Annotated in this window: 15 protein-coding genes; 6 read left to right on the top strand and 9 right to left on the bottom strand. The window is 38.1% G+C overall.

Going from position 1 to position 18,639, the window contains the following annotated elements:
* Positions 1–4: 4 nt before the first annotated feature.
* The gene (locus QM524_RS22700) at positions 5–895 is read right to left on the bottom strand and encodes a LysR substrate-binding domain-containing protein (protein ID WP_095161224.1); all 891 of its coding nucleotides are present in this window, start codon (positions 893–895) and stop codon (positions 5–7) included.
* Between the two features lie 96 nt (positions 896–991).
* Here QM524_RS22700 and QM524_RS22695 point away from each other — a divergent pair, with 96 nt between their 5' ends.
* Positions 992–1,495 carry a GNAT family N-acetyltransferase gene (locus tag QM524_RS22695; protein ID WP_283346370.1) on the top strand — a complete coding sequence of 168 codons (504 nt, stop codon included), beginning with the start codon at positions 992–994 and terminating at the stop codon, positions 1,493–1,495.
* Positions 1,496–1,995: 500 nt separating this feature from the next.
* Here QM524_RS22695 and hemB read toward each other — a convergent pair whose 3' ends face one another.
* The 3 genes from hemB to QM524_RS22680 form a co-directional block, all read right to left on the bottom strand.
* The gene (hemB, locus tag QM524_RS22690; RefSeq protein ID WP_283346369.1) at positions 1,996–2,964 is read right to left on the bottom strand and encodes a porphobilinogen synthase; all 969 of its coding nucleotides are present in this window, start codon (positions 2,962–2,964) and stop codon (positions 1,996–1,998) included.
* A 201-nt stretch (positions 2,965–3,165) separates the two neighbouring features.
* Entirely contained in the window at positions 3,166–4,119 is a 954-nt protein-coding gene (locus QM524_RS22685) for a DUF4249 family protein (RefSeq protein ID WP_283346368.1), read from the bottom strand.
* Positions 4,120–4,130: 11 nt separating this feature from the next.
* The gene (locus QM524_RS22680) at positions 4,131–6,557 is read right to left on the bottom strand and encodes a TonB-dependent receptor (protein WP_283346367.1); all 2,427 of its coding nucleotides are present in this window, start codon (positions 6,555–6,557) and stop codon (positions 4,131–4,133) included.
* A 298-nt stretch (positions 6,558–6,855) separates the two neighbouring features.
* Between QM524_RS22680 and QM524_RS22675 the strand changes: the two genes are divergently transcribed.
* The 3 genes from QM524_RS22675 (at position 6,856) to QM524_RS22665 (ending at position 10,721) form a co-directional block, all read left to right on the top strand.
* Positions 6,856–8,307 (top strand): inorganic phosphate transporter, encoded by a 1,452-nt coding sequence (locus tag QM524_RS22675; RefSeq protein ID WP_283346366.1) that lies wholly within the window; start codon positions 6,856–6,858, stop codon positions 8,305–8,307.
* Positions 8,308–8,410: 103 nt separating this feature from the next.
* Positions 8,411–9,244, top strand: coding sequence for a DUF2490 domain-containing protein (locus QM524_RS22670; protein WP_283346365.1), 834 nt, complete (start codon positions 8,411–8,413; stop codon positions 9,242–9,244).
* A 283-nt stretch (positions 9,245–9,527) separates the two neighbouring features.
* Complete coding sequence (locus tag QM524_RS22665) at positions 9,528–10,721, top strand: porin (RefSeq protein WP_283346364.1); 1,194 nt, start codon at positions 9,528–9,530, stop codon at positions 10,719–10,721.
* Between the two features lie 249 nt (positions 10,722–10,970).
* On the opposite strand, the gene QM524_RS22660 is transcribed toward QM524_RS22665, so the two are convergent.
* On the bottom strand, positions 10,971–11,666 hold the full coding sequence (locus QM524_RS22660; protein ID WP_283346363.1) for a DNA alkylation repair protein: 696 nt from the start codon (positions 11,664–11,666) through the stop codon (positions 10,971–10,973).
* 180 nt (positions 11,667–11,846) lie between these two features.
* Entirely contained in the window at positions 11,847–14,207 is a 2,361-nt protein-coding gene (locus tag QM524_RS22655) for a S9 family peptidase (RefSeq protein ID WP_283346362.1), read from the bottom strand.
* Between the two features lie 132 nt (positions 14,208–14,339).
* On the opposite strand from QM524_RS22655, the gene QM524_RS22650 reads away from it, so the two are divergent.
* Positions 14,340–15,365, top strand: coding sequence for an NAD(P)H-dependent glycerol-3-phosphate dehydrogenase (locus tag QM524_RS22650; protein WP_283346361.1), 1,026 nt, complete (start codon positions 14,340–14,342; stop codon positions 15,363–15,365).
* Between the two features lie 285 nt (positions 15,366–15,650).
* Here QM524_RS22650 and QM524_RS22645 read toward each other — a convergent pair whose 3' ends face one another.
* Positions 15,651–16,046, bottom strand: coding sequence for an HIT family protein (locus tag QM524_RS22645; RefSeq protein WP_095161214.1), 396 nt, complete (start codon positions 16,044–16,046; stop codon positions 15,651–15,653).
* 245 nt (positions 16,047–16,291) lie between these two features.
* Positions 16,292–16,804: a gamma carbonic anhydrase family protein gene (locus tag QM524_RS22640; protein WP_283346360.1), complete on the bottom strand. Its 513-nt coding sequence runs from the start codon at positions 16,802–16,804 to the stop codon at positions 16,292–16,294.
* Between the two features lie 381 nt (positions 16,805–17,185).
* On the opposite strand from QM524_RS22640, the gene QM524_RS22635 reads away from it, so the two are divergent.
* Positions 17,186–18,070 carry a DUF4349 domain-containing protein gene (locus QM524_RS22635; RefSeq protein ID WP_283346359.1) on the top strand — a complete coding sequence of 295 codons (885 nt, stop codon included), beginning with the start codon at positions 17,186–17,188 and terminating at the stop codon, positions 18,068–18,070.
* Here QM524_RS22635 and QM524_RS22630 read toward each other — a convergent pair.
* The gene (locus QM524_RS22630) at positions 18,067–18,624 is read right to left on the bottom strand and encodes a DUF5025 domain-containing protein (protein ID WP_095161211.1); all 558 of its coding nucleotides are present in this window, start codon (positions 18,622–18,624) and stop codon (positions 18,067–18,069) included. The two genes, QM524_RS22635 and QM524_RS22630, sit on opposite strands and share 4 nt — an antisense overlap.
* Positions 18,625–18,639: the final 15 nt, after the last annotated feature.

The following is an 18,639-nucleotide window of genomic DNA, read 5'->3' as shown; positions in this document are numbered from 1 at the left end:
GTCATCAATCATATCTAAAATCTACCGAGCTGGCGGTATCCAAAAAGTTATGCAAAATCGGATTGGTATCGTCTTTCCTCCAAACCATTGACAACTGCGTTCTTTCTGGCAATTGGTCTAAATCAATGAATCGCACATTAACTGGCGAACTAATGCGGTAGGAAGATGGCAACAAGCTTACACCTAAATTATGCTCAACCAATTTTAAAATCGTAGTCCCAAAATTTGACTCATGAATAATATTGGGTAAAAATCCTTCACGCTCACACATTCTCAACAAAATATCATGGTAGGTCGAGCCTGCATGCCTTGGAGGTAAGATAAACGATTCGTTTTGTACTTGTCTCAGTCCCGTAAAGTTTTCCTTAGTCAAAGGATGATTTGGAGGAACGACTAGCGAAAAACATTCCTCAAAAATGAGCCTCGAATTCAAATATTTATCTGGAATTGGTTCTCTTACAAAGCCAACATCCACCTGATAATTTTGTAAAGACTCAAATAATTTATTTTCTAGTACCTCAGACAATACCGCTCGAATCTTGGGGAAGTATAATTTTAATGCCGATAGCAAAGTTGGCAAAACTGAGAATACAGCCGACCCCGGGTGTGCAATTCTCAAATCACCCTCCTCGCCTCTATGTATCAATTGTGTTCTGAGACGCACATATTCTAGCTGTGAAAGTATTCTTGATGCCTCATTTTGAAGATATTCGCCTGCAGGAGTCAGTTTTACGTTTCGTTTATCTCGTTCAAAAAGCACTACATCCAATTCATTTTCTAATTGTTGAATTTGTCGGCTCAAAGCTGGCTGTGCTACATATAGCTTTTCAGCAGCCTTCGAAAAGTGCAACTCGGAGGCTACACCCAAAAAATATTCTAGTTGTCGAATATCCATACTTATAACAAAAAAGCATTATTTGATATAAAATAAGTATTTTTTCTTATAAGTTCAAAAGATTTTCTTTGTACTATCAAAACATTAGTCAACGTCATGCAAGTACAAATAGCTAATTCTTCTCATGTAGAAGCACTCCTTGCACTAGCCCGTCGCACTTTCGTAGATACCTATGCCATTTATAATACGCCCGAAAATCTGCAATTATATCTGGACACTAATTTTACGCCAGCAATAATGGCAGGCGAACTATCCGAAAAAGGGAGTACTTATCTGGTGGGGTTTGAAGACAATACGATGATTGCTTTTGCCAAAATTCGAACAATAGATACAATTCTGGAAGATTCGGAGGCTGCCGAGATACAGCGTATTTACGTTGATCAAAGTTATCATAGCAAAGGACTAGGCTCGGTAATGATGCAAGCTTGTATTGATTATGCGAAACAGCAAGGTTTCAAGAAAATTGGCTTGGGAGTTTGGGAAAACAATCCGAAAGCCATCGCTTTTTATACTAAGTGGGGCTTCGAAAAAGTAGGGGTGCATAGTTTCGTATTAGGCTCTGAAGAACAAAATGATTTTATTCTTTTGAAAAATCTCTAATTGAAAGAGAAAACAAAACGCATTTTGAGAAAAGCATAAGTATGGGTTTTGAGTGTAATATCTCGATTGCAAAATAGAATTTAATTTTTGAGCTTTCGGCGGTGGGATTTGGAAAAAAGCATGGCTATGGGTAATAAAAACATTTTAACACTCTTTGCCTTGTGCCTATTGCCTAAACACATATAATCCTGAACGATTACTTAAATTTTTACTATTACATAAATTTATCAGCAAGGTACGCTTTGCAATTTTCTTCTGTTCAAAAAAAACAATCTCTTAGACAAGCTTAAGCTTTAACCTGAGAAATTATTAAAAATTAAAATTATCAAATAATAGAAAAGGTTAATGACTAAAGCCTCCTACCTATGGTGAGAGGCTTTGTATTTGATAATAACGCCTTATTAGGTTTTCGGCAATCAGCTCTGGGCGCTTGGCAAAATATGTTTATGATTTATAAACATTTAGCCTATTGCACAGAGCTTAATGCCGAAAGCCCACTATTATTTCACCAACTCTGCATACTCTTTGGCAAAATAGGTCAAAATCACTTTTGAACCAGCACGCTTCAATGATGTCAAACATTCAACCATCGTACGAGTACCATCCAACCAGCCGTTTTGAGCCGCTGCTTTTACCATCGCATATTCGCCTGATACGTTATAAGCTGCAATTGGGATATTGAAATTATCATTCAAGGTTTTGATTACATCAAGATATGCCAAACCTGGTTTTACCATCAAGTAATCTGCTCCTTCCAAATAATCTAATTCAGCCTCAACCAATGCTTCTCGTATGTTGGCAGGATTCATTTGGTAGGTCTTTTTATCTCCAAACTTAGGTGCTGAATCCAATGCATCACGGAATGGACCATAAAAAGCAGAAGCATATTTCGCTGAATATGCCATGATTCCTACATTGATAAAGCCTTTGTCATCTAATGCTTCGCGGATATATCCAATACGCCCGTCCATCATATCCGATGGACCAACAATATCGGCTCCAGCTTCGGCTTGTGCTACGGCCATTTTTGCCAATACTTCCAATGACTCATCGTTGAGAATCTGTCCGTTTTCGACGATACCATCATGACCATCCGCACTGTACGGATCCATGGCTACGTCTGACATGATGCAGATTTCTGGAAAAGCATTTTTGATGGCGTTGATTGATTCGAGATAAATATTACCTTGGCGGTGGCTTTCGGTAGCATATTTATCTTTTTTTGCTTCGGGAATCTGAGGGAATAAGGCAATAGAACGGATACCTAAATCTTGAATAACCGCTAATTCATCAAGTAATTTATCTAGTGAGTAGCGGAAAATACCCGGCATAGATTTTACTTCTGTTATCAGATTTTGACCTTCCATCACAAACATAGGATAAATCAAATCATTGACAGATACGGTTGTTTCTTCGACCATTGCACGGATAGCCGAAGACTGACGATTTCTTCTTGGTCTTCTTAGCATAATATCAAGCCAGCGTTTTTTGTACTAGCGTTTATTGAAAAAACCTACATTCATAAGTTTTAGTGCCACAAAGGTAAGGAATGAGTGATTTGTACCTAAGAGATTATGTGTTTTTTAAAATTTCTTTGGATAAAATGTAGTATTTGAGTTCTATGCCTCACAACTACATTTCAATTAATCATTCAAACACCATTCTCTCTTTTATTTTATCACTGTGACTGCGGTTCTAATTTGTTGGTAAGAAGCAAAAACGCCCAAACCATTTTCCACATTGGTATAGGTAAGTACAGGTTCAGAAAATGGATTTCGACCACTGCGACGAACTTTGTCGACCGAGATATTAAACTGATAATATGGATAATCTGTTACAGCAACATAAATTTCAGCATTTCGACTAACTACATTCAAATCGTTCGTAGCGTTAAGTAGCATAGGCTGAGTCGCCAAGGTCATTCCATCTTGTCCAGCATCGGTCATATATTCTTGGCGACTATTGACAAAACGGCGAACCACCACAAAGCGATTTTGAGCATCTAGTACCCTCATGTTTTCATAATAAAATGCCCCCACAGCATAGTAATTGACTGTACTGGCAAAATCTAATACCCGTACGATAAGAGCTGGGTAAGCTTTATTATTTCGGTCATAACCTGTTGTCAATGATGGATTTATCGCTGTTCGCTGTACTCGCTGGGTTGGTACGGTACATTTTGCTTTTACTTCTTTCCCTCTGGCTTTAGCGATCATGGTGTACGTTGCACCTGCTACAATAGGAATATCTTTGGTCGAAATGACATATCGATCTTTCGTCAAAAAATTTTCTTTGTAATGTCCCGTACTGTCTACTTCGATATAATCAAGATAGGTAATTTGTTGGTATTTGGCTGTAACAGTTCTTGTGCCATCCGAAAGCGTAATTACGGCATCTTTTAATACTGGATATCGGTCTTCACCTTCGTTGATAACACCAATCACAGGTTGGTTGGTGGTTAAAGAGATTTCTATCATGGTATCCTGCGGACAAATAAAACTCTGCAATACCAGTTTTTCTTCATACGGAAGGGCAATATTATTGACCAATGTTTCACAAGAACTCAGTGATAACAGAGCCATTATTACCACTGCTATTTTTTGCCAAAATTGAAATGATTTCATGGTCTGCTAGATTAAAATTTAAAACTATAAGTTGCTGAAGGAATAATCCCAAACAAGGCATACTGTGCCAAGGATTTAGTAGTCTGGTCGGTTGTGGTATTATATACGCTTTTAAAGGAATAGAAGTAAGCATTCTTACGGTTGTAAAGATTATAAACCCCAAACTCCCAAGTACGAGTATGTCCTTTCTTCATTTTTTTATGGAACTGCACTCCCACATCTAAGCGATGGTAAGGCGGAGCACGAAAATTATTCCTTTCTCGATAATCAGGTATTTCACGGGCACTGTTGTAGTATTGATTCACACCAGTTTGATTCAAGCCAGGAATATGACTGTAGACTTCATAAGTCGAAATGGGAATCGTAAACACATTACCAGTTCCATATACCCACGTAGCTGATAACGTAACATTTGGTTTTAAATGGTAAATACCTACCAAGGACAAATCATGACGACGGTCGTATTTGGGATAAAACTCGTTCCCAAAATTCAATTCATCAAACTGGTGGAAAATCCAAGATAAAGTATAGCCTATCCAGCCCGAAAACTTACCTGTTTTTTTCTGTAACAAAAACTCAGCTCCATACGAACGCCCTTTGCCCGCAGTCATGTTACTTTCCCATGGAGATTCTTGAGATTTGGCTTGTGTAAATCGCTGAAGGCTACCGTTTAAGATAAAAGAGCTTCCCTCCTTCAACGCCACGATTTGATTCATAGTTTTATAGAAGCCTTCTAACGTAATACTAAACTGTCGCTCGGGGAAATCTTTGGCAAAACCCAAAGCTACTTGCTGCGAGCGCTGCGGTTTTATTAAGTCAGTAGAAGGTACCCATAAATCCGTAGGCAAACTTGCTCCTGAGTTTGACACCAAATGAATATATTGATTCATTACGGCATACGATGCTTTCAAAGCCCAGTCTTTGGGTAAGGTCCATGCCATAGCCCCGCGAGGTTCCCAGTTATGATATCCTTTTTCGGAAGTACTAAAACTAGAATAGCGTAAACCTATGTTGAATCGTAAATTGGGGAGAGGCTTGTAATTATCTTCCAGATAAATACCTAATTCAAGCGCATCGATATTTTCGACCGCATCTTTGTAGCGAGACGCCACATCGTCCTGTAACTCAATGGCAGATGGCGTAAAACGGTGCATGGTGGCTAGCGCTCCTGCTTTGAGAGTATGAATGGGATTAGGTAAAAAATCAATATCAAACTTGGCACCAAGGTCTCTGATACCAGAAGAATAATACAAACTAAAATTATTGATACCTACTGCATCAAGATTAGACTGTAAACTTGATGTCATAAAATCGTATTTACTATAAATCAAAGACAGATTACTGAAAAGATTATCGCTATAAAGGTGATTCCAGCGTATGGTAGCGGTTTGGTTTCCCCATTCAATCGACGATTCCAATTTAGATTGCAACTGCATATCTCTTACATAGAGTCGATCTTGCCCGAAATATCCACTTAGGAATAGTCGATTTTTTTGTCCAAAATCGTAATTCAATTTGGCATTGAAATCATAAAAATAGTAGCGACTTCCTTTTTGTTCTTTGGGAATAAGAGGTTGGGTCAAAATATCCAAATAAGTGCGTCTGGCAGATACTAAAAATGATGAACGTTTTTGCTTATCAATAGGCCCTTCGGCTACTACTCTTGCCCCAATCAGACCAATTCCTCCTTCTACATGGTAATCTTCTTTATTGCCTTCTTTCATTTGCATTTCTATTACCGATGAAAGTCGACCACCAAAACGGGCAGGAAATCCGCCCTTGGTTAGTTCAACGCTTTTGAGTGCGTCGCCATTAAATACCGAGAAAAATCCAAACAAGTGATAGGCATTATATACTGGGGCATCGTCCAGAATCAGGAGATTTTGGTCGGGGCCACCACCACGCACATAAATTCCAGCATTCCCTTCTGCTCCTTTTTGCACGCCAGGCATTAGTTGGAGGACTTTCAATACATCTTTTTCACCCATGAAGGCTGGAATCTCTTTGATTTGTTGAATCGGAATGGAAATCTGCGACATTTGCACTTGCTCCGAAAGTTTTTGTTGCTCAACGCTATTGGCTATAACTTTCACCTCCTCCAGATCTTGATTACTAGGTTTTAAATCAACATTGATAGTAAGCGATTTTGATTTTGCGTCTATTTTTTGAGAAAAGACTTGATAGCCTACAAAACTATAAACCACCTCAATACTATCCTGAGCCAGAACACTCAAGGAATAAAAACCGTAATTATTGCTTTGAGTCCCAATGCGGGTACCCTTCAGCATAACATGTACCCCTGGCAGCAGCTCGGCGCTTCCAGCTTCTTTGATGTAGCCACTGATCGTAATTTTTGAGGCATTTTGCCCAAATACTGAGGTGTCAAACAACAGTAATACATACAAAAGAAGACATAGCAATCCAACTGGTTTGTTCATGTGGGTTTGTGGTGGTGATACAGGTATTTAGTTTGTATTTATCAGCAAAGTAATATCTTAACTCGGAAAAATTATAACAAATTCTTAAATATCAAGCAATTATCCCAATGTTACCAAATTTAACAATTCCTTAACATTGACGTAAATAAGTATTTTTACTTTTGTGCGATAAATACCAATATGAAAAGTCTTAATAATACTTGAGATATAAGAAAAACGATAAAATACCTGATTCACTAATTCAAAAATTCCTTTTTACGCGTTCGTTCTTATATCATATAATTAATTCACAAAAACTATGTTCGGATTAGATACGTCCTTGTTCATTTTACTTTTCCTTTGCTTATTCTTAGCCTGTGCTTTCGAATTTGTTAATGGTTTCCACGATACAGCTAACGCGGTAGCGACTGTTATCTACACAAACTCATTGAAGCCTACTCAAGCCGTTGTATGGTCTGGTTTTATGAACTTTATTGGTTTGTTGACTGGTGGTGTTGGTGTAACGATGTCAATCATTGGATTATTACCCACGGAGCTACTCATAGACCCCAACGTCTATCACTCCATGGCCACGGCTTTATCCATGTTAGGTGCCGCTATTATTTGGAACTTAGGAACATGGTATTTTGGTATTCCAGCGTCTTCTTCTCACACATTGATTGGTTCAATCATTGGTATCGGTGTTGGATACGCTCTTTTGCCAGAAAATAAAGCTGGTTTATCAACAGTAAACTGGGATAAAGCTACCGAAATTGGTCAGGCACTTTTGTTGTCTCCATTGTTTGGTTTTGCTGTGGCAATTGTATTTATGTACATTTTGAAAAAATCTGTTCCTAATAAAGAAATTTTTAAAGAGCCGAAAAAAGATACTCCTCCTCCAATGTGGATTCGTGGTATTTTGTTTTTGACTTGTACATTGGTAAGTTTCTTCCACGGACGTAACGACGGTCAAAAAGGTATCGGTCTTGTAATGATGATTTTGATTGCTTTCTTACCAAGTTATTTTGCGATCAATACCGATGTTGATCCATTCAAATTGCAAGGTGCAGTAGTAAAAGTTCAGACAATCATTGCTAAAATCGATACAAACAAACTTTCTTCTACTGAAAAAGAAAGTTATACGAAAGTAATGAAAGCTACTGTAGCTTTGAATACAATTTTGACAGACAAATCATTAATTAATCATTTGTCTACTGAGAAAAAACTAGAGATTCGTAAAGATGTTTTAGCTATTAATAAGCATACAAAAAAATTGTCTGAAAGCGATGCAGTAAGCTTAAGCGCTGACGACAAAAACGAATTGAAAAAAGCTACTGCTGGCGAAAAAGCTCCTTTCTTCTCATTCGGTAACTCAAACAAAGGTCTTTCGTCATTAACAGACTTCGCTCCAGCTTGGGTAATGTGGATGATTGCTTTATCATTAGGTTTAGGTACTATGATTGGTTGGAAAAGAATTGTAGTAACAATCGGTGAGAAAATCGGTAAGCAACACCTTTCTTACGCTCAAGGTGCTTCGGCTGAGTTGGTTGCTTCTATCACAATCGGTTTGGCAACGGCTTACAAATGGCCAGTATCTACCACTCACGTTCTTTCATCGGGTATCGCTGGTTCGATGGTAGCTTCAAAAGGTATCAAAAACTTACAAGGTGGTACAGTGAAAAACATCGTAATGGCTTGGGTATTGACACTTCCAGTTACGATTCTTTTATCTGCTACATTGTTTGTTTTCTTCCGTTGGATTATTGGTTAATCCATCATTTTAAAAAGAGTCTCATGGTCGTTGAAAACCATGAGACTCTTTTAGTACAAGATTGAATTTCAACATATACTACCAATATAGAAAATCCAAATTTATGAAAAAGTTTATCATGACGGCAATTTTGCCGTTATTGGCTACTGCTTTGTCTTTTTCCCAAAGTCCACGAAACTATTATCATATCTCAAATGGTTGGACAGACTTAAACATTTCGGGAAAAATTGCAGGAAAATTCACTTGGCAACTAGAAAACCAGCAACGTCGCCAAGACATGCAAGGGGATTACAACGAAAGTACTACTACTGGAAACCCTTACCACAATCTTAATCAGCACGTTTTTCGTCCTTGGGTGCATTTTCAGCTTAATCCTAACGTAAGATTTTCATTGATGCCATTTGGCTGGATTGGTTCCAATCGCTTCAGCAATGGCGCTCCTTCCGCTTTCTTTTCAGAATATCGTATATCACCACAGGTTATCTTGACTCAAAACATCGGCCGTTTACGTATCGACAACCGTTTTCGCTATGAATTCCGTTGGTTAGGACAAAACCAAAGCATCGACGATAAGAGCTTCCTATATGGAGGAGACTTCTCTAATGCAACCTTCAGAGAACGTTTCCGTTACCAAGTAAAAATGACACTTCCTATCAACCATGCTAAGATGGATGATAATACCCTTTATGCGCAGACTTATGATGAATTATTTGTGAATATGGGAGAGAAAGTTTCAAACACTAATCTACTGGACCAGAACCGTTTATTAGTTGGACTAGGATACAAATTCAACAAGTTTTTAGCACTTGAAGCAGGTTATATGCAACAAACTATTTTCCGTTTCAATAATGCGAACAAAGACAATGTTGAGATTAATAATATTCTTCAACTCAATTTAGCTATTAGCAATTTTGAGCAATTATTTAGTAAAAAGTAAGCAATTGAATTATATAAGCTATAGGTACGGCAATAGAGATAATATCGTTTAGTTATCAGCCTGTTACCTAAACCTATAACTCCTTTACCACAAATCACATACAATTAATTTTATTCTCTTCCCGTATCGAAATCTATTTTCGTGTATGATTTCTTATTGTCTTTATGATGAGTAATCTTATATCGAATCAGTAATCTTTGCGAATTAACCCCTGTTTTTATTGAAAACTGGCGTTCAATTCTATGATATTACTATGTCGTTACAGGTTGAATCTTCAAGTTTTATGAAAACGTTAAAAGCCCTTGTTTACCTTATTATTTTATGTCCTGTATATTTCTCTTTAGCTCAGAGCACAGAGAAAACAGTAGCACCAAAGAAATGGTATGAAAAAATCTCGATTAGAGGTTATGCACAAGTACGTTACAATCGTTTATTAGAAACCAATGAAAAGCTCAAATGCGAGCAATGTGATAGATCTTGGGGAGAAAATGGAGGTTTCTTTATTCGCCGTGGACGTGTGATTATTTCGGGCGACGTATCCGAAAGATTGTATATCTATGTACAGCCTGATTTTGCTTCTAATGTCAGTGGAAGTTTTCAACATGCCTTACAAATCCGTGATGCGTATTTTGATTTGGCTCTCGATGCTAAAAAAGAATATCGCTTGCGCTTTGGACAAAGCAAAGTACCTTACGGTTTCGAAAATATGCAATCTTCACAAAACCGTCTTTCACTCGACCGTGCTGACCCGACCAACAGCCCTGTCTCTAACGAGCGAGATTTGGGTGTATTTTTCTATTGGGCACCAGCCAAGATCCGTGAGCGTTTTGCTTATTTGGTTTCTTCAGGACTTAAAGGTAGTGGCGATTATGGGGTATTTGCTTTGGGTTTTTATAATGGTCAAAACTCCAACAGAACCGAAGCTAATAACGAGCCACACGTAGTTTCGAGAGTAACCTATCCTTTTCAGTTGAAGAACGGACAAATTATAGAAACAAGTTTGCAAGCATATACAGGGAAATATGTGATTGAAAAAAACACAAAAAATAAGGCTACGGTCTCAGACTTTATAGATCGCCGTGTTGGCGCAACGGTGGTAGTGTACCCACAACCTTTAGGTTTTCAAGCTGAATATAATGTTGGGCAAGGACCGCAATTCAACCCAGAAACGATGACGACTGAAGTAAGAAATCTACATGGGGGCTATGCGCAGGTGATGTGGCGACAAAAGGTGAACGATAATTTTGTTACGCCTTTTATCAAATATCAGTACTACAATGGAGGTAAAAAACATGAAATTGATGCTCGTAGCTACTTGGTAAAAGACTTGGAAATTGGTGCCGAATGGCAATTAAAAAACTATTTTGAATTTACAGCTACTTATACTATTTCAAACAGAACTTACGAAGACGCTAACCTTCCTGACAATCATCAAATCGGTAATTTGTTGAGATTACAAGCACAATTTAATTTCTAGCAGTCGGGGATTTAGTGAGTGATGATTGAGTGCATGAGTGATTATTCTAAAATTTGTATTCCATCTGTATAGACGCAATGCATTGCGTCTTAAGAGGTGTCATATTATATTGAAAAGTAGTATGCAAAAAGGCGGTCGAAAAACTAATTTCGACCGCCTTTTTTGATAGACTTTGGACAATAACCCAAATGTTAAAATTCGGGATGACTTATGTTTTTAATACTACCATGAATGTATCTAACTCCGCCATTATTTGGCAAGAAGATAAGCTTTTCGCTCGGCTGGAGGAAGCTTTTCGATGGCATAGCGCAACATGGTGCGAGGCATAGTTAAAACGTGTTCATCCAAAAATTCTTTTAAGACCAACTCATCTCGCTTGCCTATTTCTCGAAGCATCCATCCTGTTGCTTTGTGAATAAGGTCATGACGATGTGTCAGAAAACCTTCACACAGGCTAAGAGCATCGGCAAATTGCCCTTTTCGAATAAAAGCAAAGCAAGTGATAATAGCCACTCGCTGTGACCACAAATGATTGCGCTGGGCTAATTCGTACAAAATATCACGGTCTTTGTCTAGCAACCAAGGGCCTAGAATAAAATGTGCCGTAAGGTCAACCAAATCCCAATTGTTGATATAGTCCAAATGACTCAGATAAAGTTCAACGATACGAGAACGCTGTATCGTTGAACCTTTCTTGAATTGTTCTACCCACATCAGTAAGCCACAGGCACGGACTTCGTGTGTCGAATGCTCAACCAGCGTCGTAACCTCCTCAATAGATACTTGTTTGTAAAACTCCTTTACTACATTCCTAACCTGAGGATTCGATAATCCCCAGAAAGTGTCCCCTTCGGCATATTGACCTTTACCCGTTTTAAAATAACGAGCCATCAATTTTGCCCTTTCAGGGTTTTGTAAAGCAGCTAATTTCTCAAGTACCAACATGATTAAATTAAGATTGTGTCAAGGATAAGTTAGTGGGCAAAATAGAATTTAATTTTTGTGCCCAAGGCATTCAGGTATCAGCTTTCGGCGGTGGGCTTTGTAAAAAAGCATGGCTGTGGTTAATAAAAACATTTTAACACTCTTTGCCTTGTGCCTGTTGCCTGTTCCCTTTTATATATATTACTTTTTCAATTCTTCTTCAAATAGTTTAAAAATGCGCTTGTATTCGTCCATCCATGAAGTTGGTTCTACAAAACCGTGATCTTCCATTGGATAGGCTGCTAACTCCCAATTTTCTTTTTTCAACTCAATTAGTCTTTGTGAAAGACGAACAACATCTTGGAAGTGAACGTTTACATCGACCATACCATGGCAAATCAATAAGCGATTTTTCAAACCTGCTGCATGATAAATTGGCGAGCTACGGCGGTAAGCAATTGAATCTTTTTGTGGTTCATTCAAAATATTAGCTGTGTAAGGATGGTTATAAGCAGCCCAATCAGTCACAGGGCGCAATGCAGCACCTGCCTTGAAAGTATCTGGAGAAGTAAATAAAGCCATCAAGGTCATAAATCCACCATAAGAACCGCCATAAATACCGATTTTCTTGGCATCTACTCCATGTTTTTCTACCAACCATTTAGCAGCATCTACGTGGTCGGTAAGGTCTTTTCCTCCCATAAAACGGTAAATTCCTGTACGCCAATCACGACCATAACCTGCCGAACCACGATAGTCAATATCCAATACATCATAGCCATTATCCACCAAGAAATTATGAAACATATACTCTCTAAAATACTGACTCCACCATTTATGTGCATTTTGTAAATATCCTGCCCCATGTACAAAAATTACTGCTGGCTTTTTACCCTTTGCGCCTTTTCCTTCATAATAACGAGCATAAATATCCTCACCGTCTCTGGCTTTGATGGTCAATACTTGTGGATCACGCCATTTGTATGCCTTAAAATGTTCGCTGGTTGATTGAGTCAATTGCGTTGCAGGGGCTGTCGGTGAATTGTCTTGCAAATACAATTCCCAAGGTTTTGTACTCTCTGAGTGCAAATAAGCTAACTTGGTTTCATCTGGCGATAATACTACTTGATTAGAACCTGCTAGTTTGGTCAAGCGAGTACGCTCGCCTCCAGTAACTGACATTTTGTAAAAATGCTGTTCGCCTGGGTGTACTTCGTTCGTAGTGATATAAAAGAAGTTTTTGTCTTTTGAGAGTTGTAAACTTTGGACTTCAAACTTTCCTTTAGTCAATTGTTTCTTTTGATTATTTGACAAATCCACAGTGTAAATATGCGAGTAACCATCAGCTTCCGACTGAAAATACAAGGTTTTTTGATCAGCTAAAAACCCTAAGCTTCCTGTACCAAAACCGATATTGGGTCCACCAATCCATGCTTCGTCATGTTGGCGATCGATAGTTTCGAGTTTGAGGGTAATAGGGTCAAACTTCAAAATCCAACGGTCTTTGTTATCAGTACTACGAGCTACCATAACTGCATATTTACTATCTTCAGACCATACTGGACCGCTCATGAGCACCATTCTTGCTTCGGGCTTTTTAGCTTTAGTGGTGTCTTTTTTTACTGCATAGTCTTTCAAATAGGCAGGTTGGTCATAAATTCCTTCGATACCTTTGGTTGGGATAGAGACAATTGTGTCCTTTGCAATTTGATACACAAAATACTCATAGCTCGCTGCTGGTGCACCCACTTTGGTACGAGCAGGGATATCTTCCGTAAAGCCTGACTCTGTAACATAATTTGGCACAATCGTAGACTTGCTTCCTGTAGCAGCTTTTACTAAGCGAAAAGTAATATAGTTGCCATCTGGGCTCAACACGAGGTTGTCGACACGCTTTTCGTCTAGGTAAAATTCTTTGGGACGTTTTGGAGAATCGGCTTTACTAATTTTTTCGCCTTCTTTCTTTTTATCCGCACGTTCTTTCAAAATTTCAAACATCGATAATTGATCTTGTTTCAACCATTTATCTTGTTCACTTTGTTTAGCTTCTGGTCTTTTTGCGCCTGCAATAAAATTACTTAGCTGAACCAATTCGCCATTGGAAAGATTGAAGCTAAACAGGTTATTGGCTTTTGTAAAAATGATTTTATCTTCTTTTCCCGAAAACTCCGCATCAGATTCATATTCCAAAGTATTGGTAATCTGTCGTACTGCTTGTGTTTGGGTATCCATCAAAAAAATATCTCCGTTACGAGTAAATACTTTCTTAGAACGGTCTTTGCTATATACGCCAAAAGCAGAAGGCAACCCACGGCGCACGCTAGGCGATACTTTGAAGATTTTTTTGTCAGAAACTAATAAACCATAAAGAGAGTCGGCCTTATTTTTATCAGGATTCCAGTTAAAATAAATAGTTTTGTTATCTTCCGACCAGAAAATATTAGAAGGTAAACTTCCGATACTATTCTTGGGGTCTTGCATGATACTTTCGATGCTTAGTTTTTGGGCAAAAGTCATCGAACAACAGAGGTAAGCAAAAATGAAGAAATAGATTTTTTTCATGTAAGATGAAGCGTTTATTGTTGAGATAAATGTGGTGTGGCAGGTACATTTGCCAATACGCATAACAAATTAGCAAAAAAACCTCGGAATCACATAACTCCAAAATTCCCAGAAGTATGTAACTTTACTCCCATGACAGAAATTCCAGCTTTTAAGAAAAATTTGCCTACTCAAATCGCAGTATTGGGTGGTGGCAGTTGGGCTACAGCAATTATTAAGATTTTGTCGGAAAACAACGTAAAAATCAAGTGGTGGTTGCGTCGCAAATCGGATGTGGATTTTATCAAAAAATACAATCATAATCCTAGTTACCTAACCGATGCTCCGTTGAATCCTCGTAAGGTGCGTGCATATCACAAGATGCATGATGCCCTTAATGGCGTAGAATACGTTATTTTGGCTGTACCTGCGGCATTTATTCCTGATGCACTCAAAAACCTTAACCGTAATCACTTTGCTGGGAAAAAGATTGTTTCTGCCATCAAAGGGATGATTCCTGAGGAAAATATGTTAGTTACAGACTGGATGGAAAAGGTATTTGGGGTTCCTCAAAATATGCTTGCTGCGATTGCAGGTCCTTGTCACGCCGAAGAAGTTGCCCTCGAAAAACAATCTTATTTGACGATTGCATCTCCTAACCTTCATGTGGCTCAAGATTATGCCAACCTTATGAGTTGTCGCTACATTCAGGCCAATCCTATTGGTGATTTGTATGGTGTAGAATACTGTGCTGTTATCAAAAATATTATTGCCATGGCTTGTGGTATTACCCACGGACTAGGCTACGGCGATAACTTCCAAGCAGTAATGGTATCTAATGCGATGCAAGAAATCAAACGTTTCCTAGACATCGTTTACCCTGACCCGTATCGTGACCTTCATAGCTCTGGGTATTTGGGTGACTTGCTAGTAACTGCCTACTCGCAATTTTCACGTAACCGTACTTTCGGTAATATGATTGGACGTGGCTATTCTGTCAAATCAGCGCAAATTGAAATGAACATGGTAGCTGAAGGCTATTATGCAGTAAAAAGTATTCATCAAGTCAACAAACAATACGATGTGTCGATGCCTATCATCGATGCCGTTTACAATATTTTATACGAAAAAGCTATCCCTGCCAACGAGATTATGACTTTGAGAACATTCTTGAAGTAGATTCTTAAATTGAGTGATTTGTGATTGAGTGGTTGATTGTTTTTTTTTAAAGATTTATATTCTTGATGTAGAGACGTAATACTTTACGTCTAAAACTGAGTTGTATCTAGCATCAAAAAAAGCGGTCGGAAAATGTTTTCCGACCGCTTTTTTTACACTAGTTGGAGTTTTATCCAACTAGACAAGCCTCAGCAACTAGCCAAGTTTACAGGACAGTATTAAGCTGGAATGTTGCTGACGCCAAGTTGTTGGAAATAATTCCAACAAAGGCAAGAAAGCAAAGTGCTATTTCAAAAATGATTTTATTCTTTCTGCCGTAGCTGTTAATTCTTCTTGTGTTGGCTTAAGCTTTTCACGAGTGAAGTTAATATCATTCATGGTATTCAAAGGAATCAAATGCACGTGTGCATGAGGTACTTCCAAACCAATTACCGACACGCCAATACGTCTACTTGGACACGCTTGAGATAAAGCAGGTGCAATTTTTTTGGCAAATAGCATCAAGCCTGATAGTAGTTCGTCTTCAATATCGAAAATATAATCAATTTCTCTTTTCGGAATTACCAAAGTATGTCCTTCTGCCAAAGGCATAATGTCCAAAAATGCTAGATAGTTTTCGTCCTCTGCAATTTTGTGGCAAGGAATCTCGCCATTAATAATCTTTGTGAAAATAGTTGCCATTTCTATAATTGTTCTTGGTTATTAGGAATCAGGGAATAATAAGTTAGCACGCAAAATGAAATTTATTTTTTGAGCTTACGGCTTTCAGCTTTGGGCATTCGGCAAAAACATAGCTATCGTTACTAAAAAAACATTTAACACTCTTTGCCTTGTACCTAAAACAAAAAACTCAAATCTAATTTTACACGACTTCTTATCTGTTTTCAATCTACCTATCCTCTATATATCAGGATGAGTAAACTTTTTTACTCTTTAAACCATTTGGCATACATCAAGTAATTATTTGCCGTGCGCATAAATACCTCCGCCGCTGCAGGTGATACTTCTTTTAATAGTTTAGCAGGATTTCCTGCATAAATCGACCCTGCTGGTACGCGAGTATTTTGTGTAACGATTGCACCCGCAGCAATAATCGAACCCGATTCTATGACGGCACCATCCATGACAATTGCTCCCATCCCAATTAATACTTGGTCTTCAATTACACAACCATGGACTACAGCATTATGTGCTATCGAAACATAATTGCCAATAATTGTCCTAGTTTTTTGGTAAGTACAATGTATTACTGCCCCATCCTGAATATTGGTATTATGACCAATTTCAATCGCATTGACATCGCCTCTCACTACCGCATTGAACCAAATCGTACAGTTGTCGCCCATTTTTACATCTCCTACAACCGTTGCATTTTCTGCAATCCAACAATTTTCGCCCCATACTGGCGAAACACCTTTTACTGGTTTAATAAGTGCCATTTTTGTTTTGTTATGTAAAAATAGTTTTGAATGAAATTCACCTCTCCCTCTCACACTTTCATCCGCAAGTTAAGGTATATCTCTAATACTCTCCTATTTCGGCTTTGATAAAATCTGGAAGTCTTGGAATATTGAAAATAATTTTGTGCTTTAGGCTGTAGGCATTAGGCAAGTACAACTCTTTGCCTAGTGCCTGTTGCCTTGTGCCTAAAACACAAAACTTAAATCTAATCAACTCAATAATTAAAAAGAAATTTATATTTTTTTAATTGTTTTTTAATTATTCAAAATAATAGAATCTCACTCCACGTTAAGTGAATAAATCAAGTTTCTAACATATTTCTACCAGTTCACCTTTTCCAAACAACCATTTCCACAACTATGAAAAAGTACATCATTATTAGCGCTATAAGCCTTGCTCTAGGCTTAGTTTCATGTGCCGAGCACAAATCAGAATCGGGAGCAGAATCGTATGAAACGGCGGCTTTAGACTCTGCCTCGGTTACTATGGAAGGGGACATTTCTTTGCCTACCAAACGCCAATTTGTCAGAACTGCCCAGCTTAATTTTAGAGTAAAAGATGTTCAAAAAACAACCAACGATATTACAGAACTGACCAAAAAATGGGGTGGTTTTATGACAAACTCTACTATGAGTTCAAATGTGATTAGTAGTCAAGATGTAGCAATCAGTCAAGATTCCTTGATGAGAAATGAGACCTTCGAACTTTCTAATCAAATTACCTTACGCATACCTACAGTATATTTTGATGATGCTTTGATAGCATTACAACCTTATGTATTGTTCATGGAAAGTCAATCTATCGGTGCTAATGATGTTAGTCTTGAATTACTGGCGAGTCAAGTAAGGAAAAGTCGATTTAGCAGTTTTGAAAAGAAATATAACCAAGAAATCAAGAAGGGAACAAACCTAAAAGATACGGCTCATGCGACAGAAAGCCTCTATCATATACAATCGCAAGCGGATACACGTCAGATTGAAACACTTGCCTTAAAAGATCAAGTTGCCTACAGCACCATCAATGTACACATCTATCAGCCTGCACAAGTACATAGGGAAGTGATTGCTAATCTTGAAAGTGAAGCTTTTAAAAGACCAAATTTTGGAGTTAGTTTAATCGAAAGCATAAATCAAGGCTGGTATTTATTTCAAGACCTAATCCTATTCTTTACCAGATTCTGGATGCTTTTGATTTTAGGAGGGTTAGGATACTGGGGATTTAGAAAGATGAAAAAAATAGCTTAATCTCTTATATCAAAACGACCATCAGAAAGGGTAACTCTCTCTGAAGGGCTATCCTTTTTTTGGAATGTTACCTCAAATGTTCCTGAAAAAATCTTTCTTGTAGTGTCGTAATAAGTAATATTCACTTTGTTTTCGCAGGTATTACAAACTACATATTGTGCACAATCGCCGTTGGCGCAACGCTGATACAAACTAGCATAGGGAGTAAACTCCAAAGCATTTTTCGGGAAAAAACTCATAAAGCGATATGTACCAACTCCATTGACCCCATTAATCATCAAGCTAATAGACTCCAGTGTTTGCTGATTGGTAACGGCAATGCGTAAAGTCTGTTGTTGTAATTTTCCCCAAACCACAGGAGCTGGCTTGATATTGGGATTAGAACGATATTTTTGAAAAGGTACCCACAAACTTCCATTAATTTTAGTGCCAAAAGTTTGTAAACCCTCGTGTGTCGCGTCTGGCAATGCTTGTGGTTCTACATAGTCGTTTATCTCGCAACTACAAAGCGAGCAAAGTCCCAACCAAATGCATATATAGTACCATTTTTTCATATACCTCAAATTTAG

Origin of the sequence: Flectobacillus roseus (genome assembly GCF_030056595.1) — a bacterium.
GTDB lineage: Bacteria > Bacteroidota > Bacteroidia > Cytophagales > Spirosomataceae > Flectobacillus > Flectobacillus roseus.
The sequence above is the reverse complement of the archived record's forward strand: the minus strand, read 5'-3'. Positions and strand labels throughout refer to the sequence as shown.

Excerpts from the sequence above, each read along its gene's own strand:
- QM524_RS22695 (WP_283346370.1), top strand. The coding sequence starts at position 992 with ATGCAAGTACAAATAGCTAATTCTTCTCATGTAGAAGCACTCCTTGCA.
- QM524_RS22685 (WP_283346368.1), bottom strand. The coding sequence starts at position 4,119 with ATGAAATCATTTCAATTTTGGCAAAAAATAGCAGTGGTAATAATGGCT.
- QM524_RS22700 (WP_095161224.1), bottom strand. The coding sequence starts at position 895 with ATGGATATTCGACAACTAGAATATTTTTTGGGTGTAGCCTCCGAGTTG.
- QM524_RS22660 (WP_283346363.1), bottom strand. The coding sequence starts at position 11,666 with ATGTTGGTACTTGAGAAATTAGCTGCTTTACAAAACCCTGAAAGGGCA.
- QM524_RS22670 (WP_283346365.1), top strand. The coding sequence starts at position 8,411 with ATGAAAAAGTTTATCATGACGGCAATTTTGCCGTTATTGGCTACTGCT.
- QM524_RS22655 (WP_283346362.1), bottom strand. The coding sequence starts at position 14,207 with ATGAAAAAAATCTATTTCTTCATTTTTGCTTACCTCTGTTGTTCGATG.
- QM524_RS22645 (WP_095161214.1), bottom strand. The coding sequence starts at position 16,046 with ATGGCAACTATTTTCACAAAGATTATTAATGGCGAGATTCCTTGCCAC.
- hemB (WP_283346369.1), bottom strand. The coding sequence starts at position 2,964 with ATGCTAAGAAGACCAAGAAGAAATCGTCAGTCTTCGGCTATCCGTGCA.
- QM524_RS22635 (WP_283346359.1), top strand. The coding sequence starts at position 17,186 with ATGAAAAAGTACATCATTATTAGCGCTATAAGCCTTGCTCTAGGCTTA.
- QM524_RS22680 (WP_283346367.1), bottom strand. The coding sequence starts at position 6,557 with ATGAACAAACCAGTTGGATTGCTATGTCTTCTTTTGTATGTATTACTG.
- QM524_RS22640 (WP_283346360.1), bottom strand. The coding sequence starts at position 16,804 with ATGGCACTTATTAAACCAGTAAAAGGTGTTTCGCCAGTATGGGGCGAA.
- QM524_RS22650 (WP_283346361.1), top strand. The coding sequence starts at position 14,340 with ATGACAGAAATTCCAGCTTTTAAGAAAAATTTGCCTACTCAAATCGCA.
- QM524_RS22665 (WP_283346364.1), top strand. The coding sequence starts at position 9,528 with ATGAAAACGTTAAAAGCCCTTGTTTACCTTATTATTTTATGTCCTGTA.
- QM524_RS22630 (WP_095161211.1), bottom strand. The coding sequence starts at position 18,624 with ATGAAAAAATGGTACTATATATGCATTTGGTTGGGACTTTGCTCGCTT.
- QM524_RS22675 (WP_283346366.1), top strand. The coding sequence starts at position 6,856 with ATGTTCGGATTAGATACGTCCTTGTTCATTTTACTTTTCCTTTGCTTA.